Raw genomic sequence first — 19262 nt, forward strand, 5'->3', positions numbered from 1 at the left:
CGTCTCAGACCGCTTCCGGCGTCGTCTCAATCTCACTCTGCTTGGCGGCATGGGCTTCGACCAGACCGACAATGTGCTCGATCATGTCGTCATTGGAGACCTTATGGTCCGGCTTGCCCGCCATATAGACCATACCCGCCCCGGCCCCGCCGCCGGTGAAGCCAACATCCGTGTACAGCGCCTCGCCCGGCCCGTTGACGACGCAGCCGATGATCGACAGCGACATAGGCGTGGCGATATGGGCCAGACGTTCCTCGAGCTTCGCCACCGTCTCGATGACGTTGAAGCCCTGACGGGCGCAGGATGGGCAGGCGATGATGTTGACGCCGCGGTGACGCAGGCCCAGCGATTTGAGAATATCGAAGCCCACCTTGATCTCTTCGACCGGATCGGCTGCCAGCGACACGCGGATGGTGTCACCGATCCCGGCCCACAACAGATTGCCCAGCCCAATGGCCGACTTAATGGTGCCGGTGCGCAACGGTCCGGCCTCGGTCACACCGATATGCAGCGGGCAGTCAATGGCATCGGCCAAGGCCTGATAGGCGGCTACGGTCAGGAAGACGTCCGACGCCTTTACCGAAATCTTGAATTCGTGGAAGTCGTTATCGCGCAGGATATTGGCGTGGAACAAAGCGCTTTCGACCATGGCGTCCGGACACGGCTCGCCATATTTTTCCAGCAGTTCCTTCTCCAGCGACCCGGCATTGACGCCGATGCGCATCGAGCAGCCATAGTCCTTGGCCGCCTTGATCACCTCACGCACGCGCTCGGGTGAGCCGATATTGCCGGGATTGATGCGCAGGCACGCCGCGCCGGCCATGGCGGCTTCGATACCGCGCTTATAGTGGAAATGGATGTCGGCGACGATCGGCACATTGACCTGACGCACGATCTCTTTCAGCGCCACCGTCGAGTCCACGTCGGGACAGGAGACGCGCACAATATCGGCCCCCGCCTCTTCCAGCGCGTGAATCTGACGCACGGTGGCATCGACATCGTGGGTGCGCGTATTGGTCATGGACTGAACGCTGATCGGGGCGTCACCACCGACCTCGACCTTGCCGACACGGATCTTGCGGCTTTTGCGGCGCTCGATCATGCGCCATGGGCGGACATGCGTATGGTCAGTCATCATGCACTCTGGGATACGGGGCTTTACGCGCCCTATGTAAGCCTTCATCTCCGCCTTTACCAGCCGGAATAATACCAAGGGTCATTGAAAATGACTCTGGGCATGCCTTTCGAGAACTTTTCATGTCTTTAATACATATGAAAAATTCCCGATCATTCAATGGCCGGATGTGATCGGCTTTTTCGGCCGTTGGTATAATCAGGGCTGGGGCGGCGCAGGGTCAGTCGCCGGCTCGGCAGACGGGGAAGCGGGCGGCACGTAGGGGATGGGCCCCTCACGCACCGGCACCTCCGCCGGAACCACCCGCGCCGGAGCCGTGGCCGCCAATGTTTCGCCCGCCGCCGGGCCGCGGCCTGCCGGGCGCAGGGCTTCCATCTGGGCATCCATCAGCTTGGCCAGCGCCCCCGCGCGGGCATTGAGCTTGGACACCGAGGTCGAGCGCTCCTCCATCACCCCGGCAAATTCTCCGTTATAATAGATTTCGAAGGCCTTGGGGTCGCCCACGTCGATCAGCAGGCTGATCGGGCTCACCTGCGGCAGACGATAGGCTTCCCCCGGCCCCAGCTGCCGCGCAAAATAGACGCGTTTGTCCGTACCGCTGATGACCAGATTGACGCTTCGTTGCGCTTGAATCGTCACCATGGAGTCCGCGGGCGTCGCCCCGAAGACCGCGCCGCGCGGGTTGAAGGCCTTTCGCATCTGTAGCGGCACACCCACGGCTGCCGCGGGATTTTGCTCAGCGCGCTCGGCGTCAATGGCGGCAAATCCCTCCTCCAGCCCCGGCGTGTAATAGGGGACCGGCAGGTCCTGATCCTTTGGCGCGGGGGCCGACTGCGTCAACAGCAGCTTTTCACGCACCAGCGGCACGCCTGGCGACCATTTCTGCGGCATCAGGTCCGTCGATTGGGCGTGGTGACCGCCCCAGCCGGGTGTGCGCTGAAACAGGTTCCATGCCACCACCGACAGCACCAGCGCTGCCGCTATGCCGCCATAGAGACGATAGCTGGGGCGCAAATCCTCGAAGGCGGCCCCCACAGGGGCGCGCAGCTTGTCCGACTGTGCCGGGTCGGCAAAGGAGCGCTTGAAGAGGTCGGCCAGACTCTCTTCGTCCAGCCCCAGCGCCTTGGCATAGGCCTTGACGAAACCGATGGAAAAGGCCCGCGACGGCAGGCGATCATAGGCGGCATCTTCAAGCGCCTCCAGATAGCCGCGCTTCACGCGGGTCATATCGGCCATGTATTCGAGCGAAAAACCCTGCGCCTCGCGCGTGCTGCGCAGGATCGTGCCGAGGGTTTCGGGATCGCTGGCCAGGGGTTGTGCCTGATCCTGAACCCGCCCTCCGGCCAGCACCTGACCCTGCGCGCGCACCGCTGCGTCGCGCTCAGCCGTCAGGAACAGGCCGGTATAGGCCTCGTCCTCAAGAACCGTAATATTGTCCTGTGCACTCATGGTACTTTGGCAAACTCTGCACGCTGTCCCGGATGACGCCCGGCGGTCTCCGGTACGAAACCGGATCCCGCTGCGTCGAAACCGTCTTCAGGGCCCCCAGCGTTAGGAAAAACCAAACCACACCGCCCGTCCCAAATCAATACGTAAGGCTTTTGACCATAAGGCTTTCTGCCTTTTGTGACCGCCTGTGCAAAAGCGTTGCCGAACGGTCCGACACAGCTTAGAAGACGAGGCTTCCCTGTTCGAACGGAGTTCCTCATGCCTGCCGCCTTTGACGATTTGTGGATTGGTCAGGTCGCCTCGATCGGCGCGGGCGTCGTTTCCCAAAGCGATCTGGAGCAGTTTTGCGCCACCTACGCGCCCTCATGGAACACGCAGGACGGCCTGCCTGATGCGCTGATCTTCGCCCTGTGGTCGAAGCTGGAGCAGGAAGCCGCCGCTGGCTGGCCGCAGACCAAGCGGCTGGCGGTTGATGCCCTGCGCTGGTCGCGCAACCCGCCGCCGGGCGAACTGCTGCGCGGTCGCCTGACTATCATGGGTAAGGACGCGGTGGGTGACACCAAGGGCGTTGTCATCGCCCAGCACGATCTTCTGGATGAGGCGGGGCGTCTGGTCTTTTCGTGCCTGACGCGCTCGGTGTTTCAGCGCAATCCGCCGCCTGTCGGGTAAGGATTTAGCCACGAAAAACACAAAAAGCCGACTGAACCCATACGGCCCGAGGGGCCTTTTTCAGTGTTGCAGTTTGCCGTATGGTCTGGCGTTTCGTGCCTTTTCGTGTAAAATTAAGAAACCCCGGCAGCCAGAGCCCCCGGGGTTTTTCTATTGTAAAAGCGGCGAACGCTTAGTTGACCGCCGGAGCGCCCTGGTTACGCTCAATGGTCAGGGCAATCAGCTTGTCCCAGGCCAGCAGCGAGATCAGGTGCGCGTAGATGTGCATCAGGGCACCGTTGTCGCGCAGCTCAACCAGCTTGTCGGCCGGCAGCTTGGCCAGCTTTTCTTCATCGACCGCGAAATACTCGGCGATCTTTTGCGGCTCGCCCTGCGAACCGTCCGGATTAGCCGGGCGGTAGATGGTTTCGCGCGGCGCCAGAAGGTCCAGATCCTTCAGCAGGTTGACGAAGGATTCGGTGCGCAGGCGCTCGTTTTCGAAGTCCGAGCAGAACTGCATGGCGTTTTCAACGAAGGCCGACGGCTTGCCGCCTTCGAAGAAAGGCACGTCCGGATTGTTGGCGGTCACCACCGGCGAGGAGGTGTCCACGCAGAGAATCATGCGCTGTTCCTGCTCGTCATTGGCGAAGACGAACGGATAGCGGCGGGCAAAGGCCGGCAGGTAGGCGTCCGGGCGGAAGACGCCTTCGGGGGACACGAACATGTTCTGACCGGCGGCCAGACCCATGGCCGCGACCGGCATGCGGGCTTCGCCGATAAAGACGATGGGGTAGCTCAGCGAGGCCGCCGGGAATTCCGCCACGGTCAGCGGCACCACATTGGTTTCGGCGACAAAGGCGTGCGGCGTGGCCGAAGCGCTGATGCCAAGATTGCTGTGGGCTTCAACGCTCAGGGGTTCCGGGGTCTTGTAAAACAGCACGTTCCCTGTCAGCGCGCTTTGTTGGTCTTGAGCCTGTTCCATGATCGCTCTTTGTAGTGGTAAAAACTGAGGAGTTTCGCTTCTAGCCCATGCCAGCGGGAAAGCGCAAGCGGCACGTTCAGGCAGGCGAGTGCAAAGGCCGCAATTCGCGCAAAAAACACCCTATGCGCAGAGAAACCACAGATTTCACAGATTTGAGCCATGATGCGGCTGAGTGGAGCCGACGAATGTCCTCGATGCGTCTAACAGCTATCGGTCGCTTGTCCAATAGAGCGGCACGAACCGCCATCTGTGAAATCAGTGTAATCTGTGGTTTCAAAAAAGCCGGCCTGCGCTGACTTCGGCAATGCAGGAACCCCGGAAGTACGGGCTTCCGCCGTGTCTGAGGGTCCAGAGCGTGACGCAAAAGGGAGGAACCTGTTTTCGCGGCGCTCCGGCGATCACCGATCAGGCCGGCACCGAAACGGGGGGCGTTTCCGGCGCAGGCCCCGACCCGCGAAGGATCAGAAATTACTGACCACGCCCAGACGCAGGCTGCGACCGGCACCGACGACGGAGTCTTTGGTGCTGGAGGTCGCTTCGCGCATTTCGACATCGCCGACATTGCGCACCTCGGCGAACAGGCTGGTGCCCGGATGCTGGGGCAGCTTGTACGAGGTGAAGAGGTTGACCGTTACATAGCCGTCGGTCGGCGTCTCAAAGGCCGCCAGTCGGTCGTTGCGACTGTCGACGCCGCGTAGCTCAACATAGGAGTCCCAGCGCGGGCTGACGCTTTGCAGCTTAAGCGTTAGGGCCTGCGGCGGGATACGCACCACCGGGCCGATGGCGGTCTTGCCGTGCGTATAGTCATAGGCGGCGTGCAGACTGACGGCCTGGTCGGCATAGCTGAACAGGTGGGCACTGGCTTCGATTTCGAGGCCGTAAAGGTCGGCATCGGTCTGCACATACTGGAAGACCGGCAGGTCGTCCTGCACCTGACCGGTGGGGCGAAGGTCGATGAAGTTGTCGAAATGGCTGGTATAGACGTGCGCATCGAGCGACAGGGGGTTATGCCCGTCCACTATCATATGCCCGGTCAGCTCCAGCGAGGTCCCGACCTCGGTACGGAAACGGGGGTCGCCGATGATGTACTGGCCCGTACCGCCGTGCGGTCCGTCGGCCAGCAGTTCGACATCGGACGGCGCGCGTTCCGAGCGGGTGACGCTCAGGCCTACGAAATTATGATCGGTTGGGCGGTAGAAGCTGCCCAGCGAGGCAGACACGGTGTTAAAATCGTGCGCATAGGCCGCCGTCGCCGACTTCAGTTGCGTCTGATCGACGCGCGCGCCGCCTTCGAGACCCCAAGCGCCGTTATCGTAACGGTACTGAGTGAAGACACCGGCCTGTTTGGTGGTGGTCGAAGGCACAAAGGCCTCTTCGCCGATGGCCTCGAAGTCGCGCTTCGACAGGCTGACGCCCACCGTCCCACTGACCTTGCCGACCCCTTCGCGGACAAGGGCGCTGCGGAACTCGCTGCCCTTCGACAGGAATTGCGTACCCAACTCGCCGCCTTCGATTTCGGCGTGGTGATAGTCGGAATAGCCCGCCGAGCCGTCCAGACGTGTAAAGCCGGCCCAGTCGAGGTTCAGCGTACCGCGCAGATCCCAGTGCTTCTGGCTGAGGTCGATCTTCACGTCGGAATCGACCGCCGTGCCATAGAGATAATCCGTCTTCTTGTAGCTCAGGCCGATAAAGCCCTTATCGCCGACATAGGAGACGCCCGCGCCGATATTTTTCATATCCTGCGCCGAATTCTGCTGACGGGTCGAGGTGTCCGGGTCTTCCCCGGCAGCGGCGGTAACGAAGGGCAGCTTGGCCGGCACCGGGATCTTGTAATTGCTGGACTTCAGGCGGAAAGCATCCAGCGTGAAGACCCAGGGCCCCTGCCCGGTCTTGAGGTTGACGGCGCCCTGCACGCCCTTGTCGGCGGAAGAGGCCTGAAGTGTGGCCGTGCCTTCGTAACCTTTATCAGACGTGACGCCCTGTGACGGGATGCGGTCGTCGATCAGGTTGACGATACCGCCGATGGCGTTGCCGCCGTAGGCGAGCGCCGACGGACCGCGCAGGACTTCGATGCGGCGCGCCTCGGTCGGGCTGGTCGGGATGGCGTGATCGGGCGACAGGGCCGAGACATCGACCACGCCCATACCGTTATTCAGCACCAGCACACGGAAACCGTCGAGGCCGCGGATCATCGGGCGGCTGGCCCCCGGAGCGAAGCTGGAGGAGCGGATACCCGGCATATAGGCCAGAAGATCGCCCAGACCCGCCGCCGGTTTTTCGTCGATCTGCGTGCGCGTCAGAATATCGACGTGCGACATGAGCGCGTCCTTCGACACCTTATAGCCGGTGCCGGTGATGACGACTTCGGTGATGTCATCGGCCTTCGGCGGCGCGGCATCGGCCAGGGCGGGGGTGACGGCGACAAGCGCGCCAAGGCTCACGGTCAGGGTGAGAACCATACGGGTTTGCATGGGGAAGGCTCCCGGAAAAAGACGGATGGCACACACAAAGGCCATACCGGACGGCAATGTGTTATGTAATAACATAATTGCTGTCAAGCCGTCATTTTGCGCAGCAATTGCGAAACGCCGCGAGTCTGCCTAAGTTATGTCTATGTCACACGCCTGCGACCACGATCACGACCACGCCCATCACCTCGACAGCGGGCGCATCGCCGCGCGCCTCAGCGAGGCGCAGCGTCTGTGTGAGGCGCAGGGCGAACGCATGACGGCGCCCCGCCTGCGGACCCTAGAGCTAATATTGGGGGAAAACGCCCCAGTGAAGGCCTATGACGTCATCGACCGCTTCCATCCGGACGGGGCCGCCAAGCCGCCGACGGTCTATCGTGCCCTGGCTTTTCTGGAGCAGATGGGGCTGATCCACCGCATCGAAAGCCTGAACGCCTTTGTCGCCTGTCAGGGCCATGCGGACGGCCAGGTGGTGCAGCCGCACGCCGCCGCCTTCCTGCTCTGTGATTGCTGCGGCAGCAGCGAGGAAGTGGCCGTCAGCCTTCCCGAAATCGACCAACAGGCCGCCGCCAGTGGTTTTGAAACCCGCCGGGTGACGCTGGAAGCGCGCGGTCTGTGCAAGGCCTGTCGCTAATACCAAGGGTCATTGAAAATGACCCTTGGCATTCTATTCGAGACTGCCTCATGTCACTGACACAAATGAGACATTCTCGTTTCTTCAACGGCCGGATGCAGTCAGCATTCTTGGCCGTTGGTATAATATAACCCTATAACCACCCCTTGAGGCGGAACCATACCAGCGGTCCGACCGCTGAGGCGATCATGGCAAGTACCACGATCGGATAGGCCCACGGTACGTGCAGTTCGGGCATAAATTCGAAATTCATCCCATAGAGCGAGGCGATCAGGGTCGGCGGCAGAAAGGCGACCGAGGCCACCGAGACGATCTTGATGGTCGTATTCTGCTCCAGATTGATCACCCCCAGCGCCGCGTCGTGCAGATAAGCGATATTGCCCGAGACGAAGGCCGAATGGTCGTTCAGCGAAGCCACGTCCTTTTCCAGCGTGCGCAGCTTGTCATGGAAGGCGTTGAAGCCTGCCTCGTCCGTCCCGACCAGTTCACGGTCCAGCGCCCGCGCAAACAGCAGCAACCGGCCAAAGGAAACCAGACTGTCGCGGATGCGCGCCGTGTCCGACTGACAGCGGCCCAGCTCACGCAAAACCTTTTCCAGATTGCGCCCGCGTTTGGGTGCGAAGATACGTCCGGAAATCTCATCCACCGTCCCTGACGCCTTTTCCAGCAGGTCGGCCGTGCGGTCGATCAGCACCTCCAGCAGATTGGCCAGCGCCTCGTGCGCCTGCCCACAGGATTCCGGATGACGCACCGTGCGGTCGGCAAAAATGCTGAACGACTTGGGGTCGATATAGCGAATGGTGATCAGGTGCTGCCGGTGCAGGACGAAGGTCACCGGCCCCGATTGCAGGTGGTCGAAGCCGCCATAAAAGGCCACCTGCGCTGTCATGAAAGCCGCCCCGTCTTCGAGATAGAGGCGCGACGAAAACTCAATCTCCTGCATGTCTTCGCGCGTCGGCAGGTTCAACCCGACGACGCCTTCGACATAGCGTTCTTCCTCGCGGTCGGGATTGTAGAGGTCGATCCATACCCCGTCCGGTGTAATCTCGCACCAGCCGGCCTCGTCCCCGGCCCCTTCGGGCGGCACCACGGTAAAAGCCCCTTCCGGGGCCGCCTCTCGGCTATAGATGTTCAGCATGGGGGCTCTTTCACAGACTGCCCCTGCATAGGCCGCTTTGCGCCTCTCTGACAAGTCAAACGCCGCTGGCAGGCACCAGCGGCGTGAAAAAGCTACAGCAGACAGGCGCCATTCAGGCCTTGGTCTTTTCGCTCTTCTTTTCGGATTTTTTGACCTCAGCCTCGGCGACCTTTCTGGCCGGGGTCTTTTCACCCTTGACGGACCTGGTCGACTTTTCTGCCTTGGCGCCCGCCTTTGTGTCGGCCTTGTCTTCGGCTTCGGCCATAGCCGTCTTGCCGGACTTGCCCGTCGCCTTGGTGGTCTTTACCGGCTTTTCCGCCTTGCTATCTGACTTGTCGTCCGAGTCAGCGATCGCCGTCTTGCCGGATTTGCCGGTGATCTTGGCCGCCTTGGCCGTGCCCTTGGCGTTGTCCGAGTCCTTGTCGGCCAGCCGGGCGGATTTTTCGCCCTTGGTCGTCTTGGCCTTGGCCTTCGACGTCTCCTTGGCGTCGGAGTCCTTATCGGCCACAGCGGTCTTTGCCTTAACGGCCTTCTTATCTGCGCCCTTATCGGCGGTTTTGGCGTCAGCCTTAATATCGGTTGCCTTCGCATCGGCCTTCGCGGCAGAGGCATCGTCAGAGCTGGCCGAAGCGAGGGCCTGATTGCGCGGCGCTTCCGCATCGGTGGCCAGCGCATTGACCAGAGCCTTGCTGCTGGTCTTCGAAGAGGTCTTCTGGGCCACCTTGTCAAAAGCCGAAGGCTTTTTGACGGTCGGCTTGTCCAGAACCTGGGTGACGAGGCTTTCACCCATTTGCTGCCCCTTTTGGGCCGCCTGATAGATGAAGCCATAGGTCGGATAAACGGTGGTGCCGACATCGGCGATCGGGCCGTACCACACCTTGACCTTGGTCCAGTCGCCCTTGTCCGAGACATCGACGACGGTGACGTCTTTTTCGACCTGCCCGCGACGACCGCCGATCGGCGACCAGTTGGCGTGGGTGATCTGAATAACGCGGTCGGTAATCACCTGAGAAACAACGGCCACATGGCCCAGTCGCATCTTGCCCTGAGGACGGAAGACCAGAACCGCACCGGCCTTGGGAGCCTGACCTTTGTCGTACTTGCCGGTCGCACCCTCCCACCAGGTCCAGGCATCACCAAAAATGTTCATGCCCGTAATCGAGCGGGCGAAGGTGACGCATTGCCAGTACGGGGATTGTTTTTCGGCAGCCTGCGCGCCCACGGCACTAAAGGCCAGAGCCGCGGACAACGCCAATACGCTTAGTCTTTTCAGCACGCGAGCACTCCATTTGGGGCCTGATCGAGGGGCCTACCCGGCGGTCCTCTTAGGGGTCTTACAGGGGGTGGCTGCGGGTGAAAAAAGATCAGCTAAAACGCCCGCAACATTTACTGGTAGTGGTTTGATACATAACTCATAGGCATTTACAAAGCCTTTATTTTCCACAACGTGGTAAATTTCCCACATCAGGACGGGCTCGCCGGACAATTGTTGCAAAAAAGCCGTTAAACATCAGTTAACTATAAATTCAGGGTGTGCGCGAAAAAAATTGGCGTCTTTTCGCCGCACACGGGAAAAAACGCCCGATTTTTAAGTCCTTCGTCCGCTCACAGATCAGAGCGGAATGATGTCTCTTGGAATCATTCCGCTCAAGCCGCAATTAAGGCGGCGGCCCAGGTGGCGCAGCCTGTCCCTGGGGCAAACGGATCTAACGCGCCAGTTGATAGGCGAGTCGGTAACGAAGGCGGTCACCCAGATCGCGGACGACGCGGCGCAGGGGCAGTTCGATAATGTGGTGCGCGAGCATGGCTATGGGCACGATGGCGATCAGGCCGATGGCCCACCACAGCAGCGGCAGTGGCGCGTCGCCAGTGCCCAGCACCATCCCCATGGCATTGAGATAGACCCACTTCCAAGGCACATAGACCATATACATGGCAAAGGACACTTCGCCGAGATAGACCAGCACGCGGTTGCCCAACGGGCCGTCATTGGCAAACCGCGACACGCACAGCAGCATCAGCCCCAGCAGCGGCACAATCAGGGCGTCGATCCGCCCCCAGGAGGCCACCACGATGACCATCAGGCTGAAAATCGCTGCGCCGATAACCGCCAGGCGTGGCGCCAGCCGGTCGGCCCGCCAGACCAGATAGAGCGCACACCCCAGCATAAAGGTGGGTACGATCCGCAGCGCGCCCCAGAAGACGGTGGCCGAGGTCAGCGCAAAGCCCATAATGGTCTCAAAAATCATATAGAGGCTGATGAGGAAGGTCACCGACAGACCGACGGCCACCCACGGGCGCGCCCGCAGCGACCAGGCGACCGCACCAAAGACTGGGAACAGCAGATAGGCGAACCATTCCGCCGATATAGACCACGAGGGATGGTTGAAGGCCGCTTCCGGTGCCAGACCCCACGCCTGTACAAGGAAGAGATGGGCGGGCAAGGACGGCCAATTGACCAGATTGCGGTCCACAGTCATCCCCTTGAGCGTCGCTGCCCCCCACAACAGGATGGCAAAACACAGGGTGGCCAGATGCAGCGGATAGACGCGCGCCCATCGATTGACGAGGAAGGCATCGTACCGAAAACGCCCCTCAGCCAGAGACGCCATATAGACGTGGCTCAGGATAAAGCCGGACAGGATGAAGAAGAGATCGACCCCCAGATAGCCTTTTTCGATAAGGCCTATGGGGACGGCGCCGTCCAGCGCAGACCAGTAGCTATAAAGAATGACCCAGACCGCTGCGAAAAAGCGCAGCGAAGTCAAAGGCCGTATCGTGTCGGCGGGGGCGGCCGAAACGGCGGCGCGAAGGTCAGGCGTCATAGGCGGGTTCCTGTGCGGGGTGTCCTGAAATAAGCCAGTCAGGCGAATCCTGGCCATATTTTGAATCACTTTGCGCAAGCTCTGCACATTTTATACCAACGATCGAAGACGCTGACCGCATCCGACCGTTTAAAAAACTCGAGAATTTCTCATATGCGTCAAAGGCATCAGAAAGTCTCGAAAAGCATACCAAGGCTCATTTTTTATGAGTCCAGGCATCCTGCCGATCGGACGCAACGGCCTTTTCAGACACGAAAAAGCCCTGTGACCACCAGGGCCACAGGGCACACCGTACAGGCGCTAGGGGTGACGCTATTTGCGCTTCCAGCTACCCGAATCGTCCTTGTAATATTCGCCGGCCTTGACCTTGGGGAAGATCAGGTTGGTGTAGGCCGAGGCCCCGGCAGCGGCCGGCGACACGCCGTTTTTGGCAGCGGCTTCGGCATAGACGCGGGCGCGGCCGGTATTGATTTCTTCAACCGCGGCCTTGGTGGCGGCATCGGCCGAGCCCTTAACGAGGCCCAGATAGCCGTCGGATTGCTCGCCAACCGTACCGGCGGCCTTGGCGGCATCGACGGTGGCCTTGGCGGCCGACTGGGCGTAGGCCGGGGGGGTGAGGGCGACGCCGGCGCTCAGGACCGCCGAGGAGACGACGACGGCGCTGAGGATAGAAAACAGGGTCTTTTTCATAGCGGAATTCCTCAGAACAGGTCCGGATTTTGTTTGACGAGGGCCTTCACGTCCTCATCCAGCGACACCCGCACATTGGCGTCGAGTTTGGCATAGATGGTGATGGGATCGACCTTGAGGCGAACCGTTGGCGTGCAGGCCGCCGTCAGTGCCGCACCCGCCAGACACAGGACGGCTGTGCCCGCGCGGGCGACAGGGGATTTCAACATGAAGGGCTCCACAGCAAGAGATCATGACTTATGGGTAACAGCTATAAGCTGAACCGGGCCTGAATGACAGAGACATTCTACCCCTGGCTATTGAGCATAATTGTGTCAGCAAGAGCACCCTGCGTATCGGGCTTTATTTGATCTTGGACCAGTCGAAACCGCCGCGCTTCTGCACCTCTATATAGTCCTTCAGAAACTCATCGAGATTATAGCTGACGTCGAGGTTCAGATTGACCCTGGTATCAGAGGGCAGGTCAATGGGCTTTTGCGTCCAGGTGCCGCGCAGATAGTCGATCAGGCCGATCTTCGCCTCCTTACGCTCAGGCGGATCATAGCGCCCGACAATACGGAAGTTGAAGTTCAGCACGCCCTTATCGTCCGAATTGACCGCCGCCGACAGTTCGTCATAGGCCAGATGCTCCATCGCCTGATAGGCCAGCCCTTCGACGATGTTGGAAGGCGATGCCGCCGGTGCCGCTGCCGCGTCGGCATTGGCGACCGCGCCGCCCTGCGCCGCAACCGTGGTCACCGCGTTGCGGCGGATCGAGACGCGGCCCGGCCCCTCGCCCAGCAGATAGCCCTTGCGCACGCTGAGCTTGCCGCCGTTCAGTTCGAACGGCAGCTTGCCCGACACAAACCCGTTAAATTCGGCGTCCTTGGCGAACGGGCTTGAGGCCACCACCTTGCCGAAATCGACCTTGTCAAAGCTCAGTTCACCCCTGAGCGGTTTGGTCGTATCGAACGGCACGTCCATCGGGGCCAGCGCAAAGTCGCCACCTTCGCTGGTGACGCGCGCGCTTTCTAGCCTCAGATAATCCCCGGCGAACTGCATCACTGCGCGCACGTCCTTCACCGGCACCACGCTGGTGACGCGACGCGCCGTCAAGGTCTGACCCGGCGCCGATTGCAGCGGGGCCAGAGAGGTAAAGTCAATCCGCCCGTTCAGACCTTCGACCAAACCCGCCGGGCTGGTAAAGCCCATCTCATTCAGCGTCAGCGCGCCGCCTGAGGTCGAACCGTCCGGCGACCAGCCGAAATAGCCCTTGAAATCGACGCGACCGGTCGTGTCACGCTGAAGCACCCCCGCCACCATCGGCGTCAGGTCGAGCGGTTGCAGCTTTTGTGGCGCAAAGCTGAGATGGGTCGCGGTAAGATCGGCGCGGCCCTTGCCGCTGGCGAGGTCAGAACGCAGGACAATCTCCGCCAGAGGCCCATCGGCCCGCGCCTGCACCGCCGCATCGGCGGAGGTCACGGCCAGCTTGCCGTCCAGCGTCTTGCGGCCCTGCACCATGTCACCGGCGATCAGCACCGGATGGAAGCGCGGCGCGTCCATCGCGTCCGTGGCCTTCAGGGTTTTCAGCGCCACCGTGAAGCCCAGACCGTCCGCATCGGGGAAGCTGCTGGCGGTAAAGGCCCCCTCGCCGCCTGACAATGCCACCTGATAGTCGGGGGCGGCAGCGGCCATGCCGTCAAAGCGGCCTTCGCTGCGCCACTGACCGCTGTTCATCGTCAGGACCGGGGCGGCTGTCGGGCACAGACGGGTGGTAAAGGCGGTCAGACGACCGCCGATATCGGCGCGCTCGGCGGTAAACGGCAGGCAATCGTCAAGCCGCACCTGCAACAGGCCCGATGAACTGTAGACAAAGCGGGCATTGGCGGTGGCCTGCGCCCCATAGACGGGGGCCAGGTTGAAGCCGGCTTCAAGCGTCAGCCGGCCATCGAGCGCCCCCTGCGCCCCAAAGCCGAAATCCGACACTCTGGCCTTGAGCGCAGGCAGATTGTCGCCGCTTGTCACCACCGTGAACGCGGTGCGCGTATCGCTGGCGATCAGGGCCGAGCGCGCATCGGTCGTCAGGCGTATATCGCCACCATCGAACGGGCGGATCAGCACCGGCTTACCCGGACTGACGGCGAAGCGGTGGCGGTTGCCCTGACCGCTCAGCGAGACGCGCACCGCCTCGGCCTTCAGGCTGAAGCGGTCGGCGGCGCGCAGCAGAGACACCATCAGATCCGGTCCCGGCGGCGGCGCGGGCACGGGCGGCGTCCCGGCGGGCAAACGGGCATTGGCCGCGTCAAAGGCCACCCGGCTTTCGGCCAGAGCCCTGGCACGATCTGCGGCCAGCGCGCCCATGCCGCGATAGCGGCCCTGACGGCCGTTAACATCGGTGGTCAGGGCGATCTCATAGGCGTCCGGCCCTAAGCGCCCCGTGCCGTCGAGCCGGGCGGTCACACCGGAAAGACTCAGATCGCCCTGCGCGGCGCGGGCGGCCACGGCGCGGCCTTCGAAACTGAGATCGGTGCCTTCGGAGCCGTGCGCCAGCGAGAAACCGGAGAGGTCCAGCGCCGCCTCATTGAGCGACAAGGTGTCCTGCGTAAAAACCCCGGCCTTGAGGCTCAAGGGGCCATCGAGCGTCACGGCCGAAGCGGCATCCAGCGCCAGATCGCTGCGCAGCGTCAGGTCGTGCGCGGCCACCCGCACGGTGCGGCCCTGCATGGCACCGTTTCGGAAACTGTCCAGCGTCGCCATCACCTGCGAAGTCCCCGAAAAGGCCACCCGCGTGTTTTCAAAATCGGCCCGGCCATTGAGGCTCAGCGTGCTGTCCAGCCCCCGAACGGAGGACGCCCCGGCCCCGTCTGCGGCGTCGGCACGCAAGGCCAGCACGCCGCTCAGCATACCGTCAAAGGCCGACAGGGGCGATTTGCGCGAGGCTTCGTCCGACAGGCGACGATAGGGCAGTCGAAGATCAAGATCCGCATGGACCCCGCTCAGGCGCGGCAGCGGATCACCCAGTTCGGCCTCCGGGGCCTGAGCGGCCGGGAACAGCAGTTCGGACGCCGACAGGTTGGCGTCGATGCGCAGCGCCTCACCCGCATCGACATCGGGTTCGGCCTGAATACGGATATGGCCGTCGGACAGTTGCCCCTGCAATTGCGGCCCGTTCAGGGCTCCGGGGATCAGGGTGGCGTTCAGCGCCCGCAAGCGCCCCTGTTTCAGACTGAGCCCGCCGGTAGCCGCGACTGTGCCATAGTCGGTGCGCACCCTGATGCGCGCATCCTCGACCAGAATCTCGTCGGGCAGAGGCCCGCCGCCCCCGCTGCCGCCTTTCAGCAGGCGGTCCAGACGCCCGAAACCCAAGCCCATTTTATCATAGGAAAAGCTCAGTTCGGGTTTGACGAGGTGGATGCGCTTAAGGCGCGTCAGCGGCTGGCCCAGCCGGAACAGGTTGAGCTCATAATCAATGTCGAAGCGTTCGATCTTCAGGTCGGGCCGCCCGGCCTCACCCAGCACGATGCGGCCGGACACATGATTCAAACTCAGGGTGTCGATGCGCAGCTCAGACGGGATATCGTTCGAACGCAGCCAGCCCTGCGCCACTTCGCGCGCTATGTCCTTGCGCGCCGCATAGGCGATGACGCCTACCGCCGCCGCCCCCCACAGGGTCAGCAGCAGCCAGCCGCCCGCCTTCAGATAGCGTTTGCGTCGTCCGGGTCCACCCGGTCCGCCCTTACCGCTGGACGTCGGCCCCCCACCCTTACCACCGCCGCCCTTCGGACGTGACGGCGCAGCCTCTCCCCCGTTGCCGACTGCACGGGTAAAACTCGACTGGGGCGGCAGCCGCACAGGAAACAACAGCTCACCTCCATCCTCAGGCGCATCGGTCAGAATGTGGGTGCGCAACGGATCAATCTCTCACGGGATCAAAAGGTTGGACAAAGGTTCAGGGCAGCAATATGGCACACAACTCTTAAAAAAACGGCGCATAACCGATTCTTTTTCTTACCGTATCCGGACCATTACGGCTTCTTTATCCGCCGGCGCGTGCATTTTTTTGGGTCGTCGTTACGCAAAGTGATCCGCACCCAGACCAAGACCGTCCGCCCGCGCCCTCCGCCGTAAAAAACCCGTAAATGCACCGGCCTGCGGCCCGTCTAAGCCGGATATTAACCTTCTGCTTCTAATCGGGACAGACCGTTTCGTCGCCCAATCTCAGAAAAACGGCGATATAGATGGCGGAGCGCGCCTCATTTTGGCCTTATTCCGGCGTATGCAGGGGCGTTAACACTTTCAAATTCGCGTCTGCGGCAACTCGTCGGATCGCGCATTCCCTGAAACAGGGAAATACAGGCTAACTGGGCGGCGGAGAAAACGGCTCCGTTTTGAGTAGAGCCCGCGTTGTGTAAACCTCGTATACCGTTTTTGGATCGTAATGGCTCAACTCGACCCTCGCCGCCAACCTGTGCGCCTGACCCCGATGGTGCTGGTCTCCGCGACCGCCCTGACGGTGGCCACTCTGGTCTGGCGCGTTTATCAGCCGCTGCCGAGCGAACTGCCGACCCTCGACCCCAGTGCGACCCTGGCGCTGGAAACCCGTGCCTTGGCCGAAGCGGCAGCGCGTCCGGGCTTCACCCAACCCGTAAATGTTCAGATCATGGTGCGTGCGGGCGAAAGCCTGACCCAGGCCCTGACCCGTTCGGGCGTCTCTTCGACCGAGGCCAATGCCGCCGTCACCCTCCTGTCCCAGGCCTTTGACGTCGTCAATGTCGGCAAGGGGTTAAGCCTTCAGGCCGCCATCGCCCGCCCGGAAGCCGGCAACGCCCCGGCGCAGCTTCTGGGTCTGACCGTGCGTACCGGCCCGGCCAAGCAACTGACACTGACCACCAGCCATGACGGGTCGATGCGCCTGCGCGCGCTCGAAGAATCCGTGCGTGATGAGCGCCGCGTCGCCATCGGCACTATCGACGGCTCGCTGATCACCTCGGCCACGGCGCTGGGGGCCACGCCGAATGTTACCGGTCAGGTGCTCAAACTGTTCGCGCACAAGATCGACTTTGAACGCGATATCCAGCCGGGCGACACCTTCAAGCTGGTATTTGATCGCAAGGTGACCGAGAGCGGCCGCGTCGTGGAATCCGGCAATCTGCTCTATGCCGAAATCAGCGCCAAGGGCCACATTACGCGCTTCTACTCCTATAAGCGCAAGGGCGACAAGGACGCGCAGTTCTTCGACGATACGGGCAAGAATATCAAAGGCTTCCTGCTGGCGACGCCGGTCGCCGCAGCCCGCACCTCCTCCGGTTTCGGCATGCGTCGCCACCCCATTCAGGGCTTTATGAAGATGCATACCGGCATCGACTTTGCCGCCGGTACGGGCACCCCCATCTACGCCGCCGGTGACGGCGTCGTGGCCGATGCCAAATGGTGGGGCGGCTATGGCCGATGGGTGCGCGTGTCGCACAATAGCGACTGGGCGACCGGCTATGCCCACATGTCGCAGATCAAGGTTCGCCCCGGTCAGCGCGTCAAGCAGGGCGAACTGATCGGCTATGTCGGTTCGACCGGCAATTCGACCGGCCCGCACCTGCACTTCGAAGTGTGGTACAAGAACCATCCGATCAATCCGAAGGACGCCAAGGTGCCGCAAGGCACCATTCTGGCCGGTCAGGACCTGGTGGCGTTCAAAGCCCGTAAGCACGAACTGGACACCATGATCGCCATGGCCGACCTCAAGCGCACGCAGGACAATCAGCCGTCTCAGGCGCTGGCCATGAAGACCACACCGTACAAGTACGAAGACTCCGGCGCGGCCAACAAGCTGGTCGCCAAGACAGAACGCAAGAACATCCCGCTGCGCCCGGCCCTGTCCACCAGCCGCGGTAGTCAGTAACAGACAAAAAATCCCGGTTTTGCCGGGCTTTTTTTCGCCAAGGCGAGGACTGACTGTATAGTACGAAGCCGACGCCACGGATCGCCCGTTTCAATACTATTCGCTATTCCAACCTGTCCACACGATACAGCGCCGGAAACAGCTTGATCCACGCGCCCGTCACCAGTATCGCGCCAATGCCGCCGAACAGGGCCGCGCCAATGGGCCCCAGAAGGCGCGTCGCTACGCCACTTTCGAATTCACCCAGCTCGTTCGACGCCCCAATAAACAGGTAGGACACCGAGGCCACCCGTCCGCGCATGGGGTCAGGCGTCACGATCTGCACCAGCGTCCCGCGCACAAAGACGCTGACCATATCCGCCGCGCCCAGCACGGCGAGTGCTGCCACCGACACGAAGATGTTGGTCGAAAGCCCGAAAATAATGGTCATCAGGCCAAACACCGCCACGCCGCCATACATCCATTTGCCGGCCTTGTATTTCAGAGGCCGCCGCGCCAGCCACAGGGCCGTCATCATGGCCCCCACCGCCGGGGCGGCCCTGAGCGCGCCATAACCGATTTCCCCAGCGTGCAGGATGTCGCGCGCAAAGATGGGCAGCAGCGCCGTCGCCCCACCCAGCAGCACCGCCGCCAGATCGAGCGACAGGGCGCCAAAAACGATCTTGTTGGTCCAGATATAGATCAGGCCTTCGCGCACCATCTCCATCTTGGAGCCAGTGGGCGCATTGACGGGATGCGTATCGGCCTTCAGCGTGGCGATCAGCACGCCGCCGATGACAAACAGCGCCGCCGAAAAGCCGTAAGCGAACATGGCAGAAACACTGAGCAACAGGCCGCTGACCGCTGCCCCGGAGATACCGCCGATCTGAAACGCCAGGGCATTGGAGGCGATGGCGCGCGGCAAAATCGCCTTGGGCACCAGCATCGGGCCGATGGCCGATGAGGCCGGGGCGATAAAGGCGCGCGACGCCCCCAGAAAGAAGGACAGGGCAATCAGTCCGGCAATCGGCGGATGATCCAGCGCCGACAGCCCCATATAGCCCAGCGCAATCACGGCCTGCGCCGCGATCGTATAGCCCATGATCTTTTTACGGTCATAACGGTCGGCCACGATGCCCGCCGGCAGCGTAAAGGCGAACATGGCGATAAACTGCGTCAGCCCCATCAGACCGATATACAGCGCCGCCTCGCCGATGCCGGAATCCTTGCGCGCCGTCTCATAGATCTGCCAGGCGATGACCGCGCTTTGCGACGAAAAGCCCAGCACCGAGCACAGGCGGGCGATCCAGAAGTTGCGGTAGGCGGGTATGCGGAACGGGTTTTGCGATTCCGGCGGCGAAGGCGGCTCGGAAACGATTTCAGGCGAAACGGGAGGGGTCACGGCGATATCCGGTAAATAGGTCCGCGAATGATTTCAC

14 protein-coding genes are annotated in these 19262 nt (G+C 61.9%); 3 read left to right on the forward strand and 11 right to left on the reverse strand.

The window, feature by feature from the left end:
- Positions 1 to 4 precede the first annotated feature (4 nt).
- Both ispG and PQU94_RS05950 read right to left on the reverse strand, forming a co-directional pair.
- Complete coding sequence (ispG, locus tag PQU94_RS05945) at positions 5 to 1138, reverse strand: flavodoxin-dependent (E)-4-hydroxy-3-methylbut-2-enyl-diphosphate synthase (RefSeq protein ID WP_272740554.1); 1134 nt, start codon at positions 1136 to 1138, stop codon at positions 5 to 7.
- Positions 1139 to 1333: 195 nt separating this feature from the next.
- The gene (locus tag PQU94_RS05950) at positions 1334 to 2584 is read right to left on the reverse strand and encodes a helix-turn-helix domain-containing protein (protein WP_272740555.1); all 1251 of its coding nucleotides are present in this window, start codon (positions 2582 to 2584) and stop codon (positions 1334 to 1336) included.
- Positions 2585 to 2842: 258 nt separating this feature from the next.
- On the opposite strand from PQU94_RS05950, the gene PQU94_RS05955 reads away from it, so the two are divergent.
- On the forward strand, positions 2843 to 3253 hold the full coding sequence (locus PQU94_RS05955; protein WP_126419615.1) for an acyl dehydratase: 411 nt from the start codon (positions 2843 to 2845) through the stop codon (positions 3251 to 3253).
- A gap of 172 nt (positions 3254 to 3425) precedes the next feature.
- Here PQU94_RS05955 and PQU94_RS05960 read toward each other — a convergent pair whose 3' ends face one another.
- Both PQU94_RS05960 and PQU94_RS05965 read right to left on the reverse strand, forming a co-directional pair.
- A complete protein-coding gene (locus PQU94_RS05960) occupies positions 3426 to 4214 on the reverse strand; it encodes a SapC family protein (protein WP_272740556.1) in 789 nt (262 codons plus the stop codon).
- Positions 4215 to 4675: 461 nt separating this feature from the next.
- A complete protein-coding gene (locus tag PQU94_RS05965; protein ID WP_272740557.1) occupies positions 4676 to 6685 on the reverse strand; it encodes a TonB-dependent receptor plug domain-containing protein in 2010 nt (669 codons plus the stop codon).
- Positions 6686 to 6827: 142 nt separating this feature from the next.
- Here PQU94_RS05965 and PQU94_RS05970 point away from each other — a divergent pair, with 142 nt between their 5' ends.
- Positions 6828 to 7316, forward strand: coding sequence for a transcriptional repressor (locus PQU94_RS05970; RefSeq protein WP_272740558.1), 489 nt, complete (start codon positions 6828 to 6830; stop codon positions 7314 to 7316).
- 133 nt (positions 7317 to 7449) lie between these two features.
- Here PQU94_RS05970 and PQU94_RS05975 read toward each other — a convergent pair whose 3' ends face one another.
- The 6 genes from PQU94_RS05975 to PQU94_RS06000 form a co-directional block, all read right to left on the reverse strand.
- Entirely contained in the window at positions 7450 to 8454 is a 1005-nt protein-coding gene (locus PQU94_RS05975; RefSeq protein WP_272740559.1) for a magnesium transporter CorA family protein, read from the reverse strand.
- A gap of 112 nt (positions 8455 to 8566) precedes the next feature.
- Positions 8567 to 9730: a CHAP domain-containing protein gene (locus PQU94_RS05980; RefSeq protein ID WP_272740560.1), complete on the reverse strand. Its 1164-nt coding sequence runs from the start codon at positions 9728 to 9730 to the stop codon at positions 8567 to 8569.
- Positions 9731 to 10160: 430 nt separating this feature from the next.
- On the reverse strand, positions 10161 to 11279 hold the full coding sequence (locus PQU94_RS05985; protein WP_272740561.1) for an acyltransferase family protein: 1119 nt from the start codon (positions 11277 to 11279) through the stop codon (positions 10161 to 10163).
- A 312-nt stretch (positions 11280 to 11591) separates the two neighbouring features.
- Positions 11592 to 11969 carry a YdbL family probable chaperone protein gene (locus PQU94_RS05990; protein WP_272740562.1) on the reverse strand — a complete coding sequence of 126 codons (378 nt, stop codon included), beginning with the start codon at positions 11967 to 11969 and terminating at the stop codon, positions 11592 to 11594.
- An 11-nt stretch (positions 11970 to 11980) separates the two neighbouring features.
- The gene (locus PQU94_RS05995; RefSeq protein ID WP_272740563.1) at positions 11981 to 12178 is read right to left on the reverse strand and encodes a YnbE family lipoprotein; all 198 of its coding nucleotides are present in this window, start codon (positions 12176 to 12178) and stop codon (positions 11981 to 11983) included.
- A gap of 133 nt (positions 12179 to 12311) precedes the next feature.
- Positions 12312 to 15857: an intermembrane phospholipid transport protein YdbH family protein gene (locus PQU94_RS06000; protein WP_272740564.1), complete on the reverse strand. Its 3546-nt coding sequence runs from the start codon at positions 15855 to 15857 to the stop codon at positions 12312 to 12314.
- Positions 15858 to 16386: 529 nt separating this feature from the next.
- Here PQU94_RS06000 and PQU94_RS06005 point away from each other — a divergent pair.
- A complete protein-coding gene (locus PQU94_RS06005) occupies positions 16387 to 17844 on the forward strand; it encodes a M23 family metallopeptidase (protein ID WP_272740565.1) in 1458 nt (485 codons plus the stop codon).
- 103 nt (positions 17845 to 17947) lie between these two features.
- Here PQU94_RS06005 and PQU94_RS06010 read toward each other — a convergent pair whose 3' ends face one another.
- Entirely contained in the window at positions 17948 to 19225 is a 1278-nt protein-coding gene (locus tag PQU94_RS06010) for an MFS transporter (protein ID WP_272740566.1), read from the reverse strand.
- Between the last annotated feature and the right edge of the window lie 37 nt (positions 19226 to 19262).

The organism is Asticcacaulis currens (genome assembly GCF_028550395.1).
GTDB classification, from domain to species: domain Bacteria; phylum Pseudomonadota; class Alphaproteobacteria; order Caulobacterales; family Caulobacteraceae; genus Asticcacaulis; species Asticcacaulis currens.

Excerpts from the sequence above, each read along its gene's own strand:
- PQU94_RS05955 (WP_126419615.1), top strand. The coding sequence starts at position 2,843 with ATGCCTGCCGCCTTTGACGATTTGTGGATTGGTCAGGTCGCCTCGATC.
- PQU94_RS05950 (WP_272740555.1), bottom strand. The coding sequence starts at position 2,584 with ATGAGTGCACAGGACAATATTACGGTTCTTGAGGACGAGGCCTATACC.
- PQU94_RS05985 (WP_272740561.1), bottom strand. The coding sequence starts at position 11,279 with ATGACGCCTGACCTTCGCGCCGCCGTTTCGGCCGCCCCCGCCGACACG.
- PQU94_RS06005 (WP_272740565.1), top strand. The coding sequence starts at position 16,387 with ATGGCTCAACTCGACCCTCGCCGCCAACCTGTGCGCCTGACCCCGATG.
- PQU94_RS05995 (WP_272740563.1), bottom strand. The coding sequence starts at position 12,178 with ATGTTGAAATCCCCTGTCGCCCGCGCGGGCACAGCCGTCCTGTGTCTG.
- PQU94_RS05975 (WP_272740559.1), bottom strand. The coding sequence starts at position 8,454 with ATGCTGAACATCTATAGCCGAGAGGCGGCCCCGGAAGGGGCTTTTACC.
- PQU94_RS05960 (WP_272740556.1), bottom strand. The coding sequence starts at position 4,214 with ATGGAACAGGCTCAAGACCAACAAAGCGCGCTGACAGGGAACGTGCTG.
- PQU94_RS05970 (WP_272740558.1), top strand. The coding sequence starts at position 6,828 with ATGTCACACGCCTGCGACCACGATCACGACCACGCCCATCACCTCGAC.
- ispG (WP_272740554.1), bottom strand. The coding sequence starts at position 1,138 with ATGATGACTGACCATACGCATGTCCGCCCATGGCGCATGATCGAGCGC.
- PQU94_RS05965 (WP_272740557.1), bottom strand. The coding sequence starts at position 6,685 with ATGCAAACCCGTATGGTTCTCACCCTGACCGTGAGCCTTGGCGCGCTT.
- PQU94_RS05990 (WP_272740562.1), bottom strand. The coding sequence starts at position 11,969 with ATGAAAAAGACCCTGTTTTCTATCCTCAGCGCCGTCGTCGTCTCCTCG.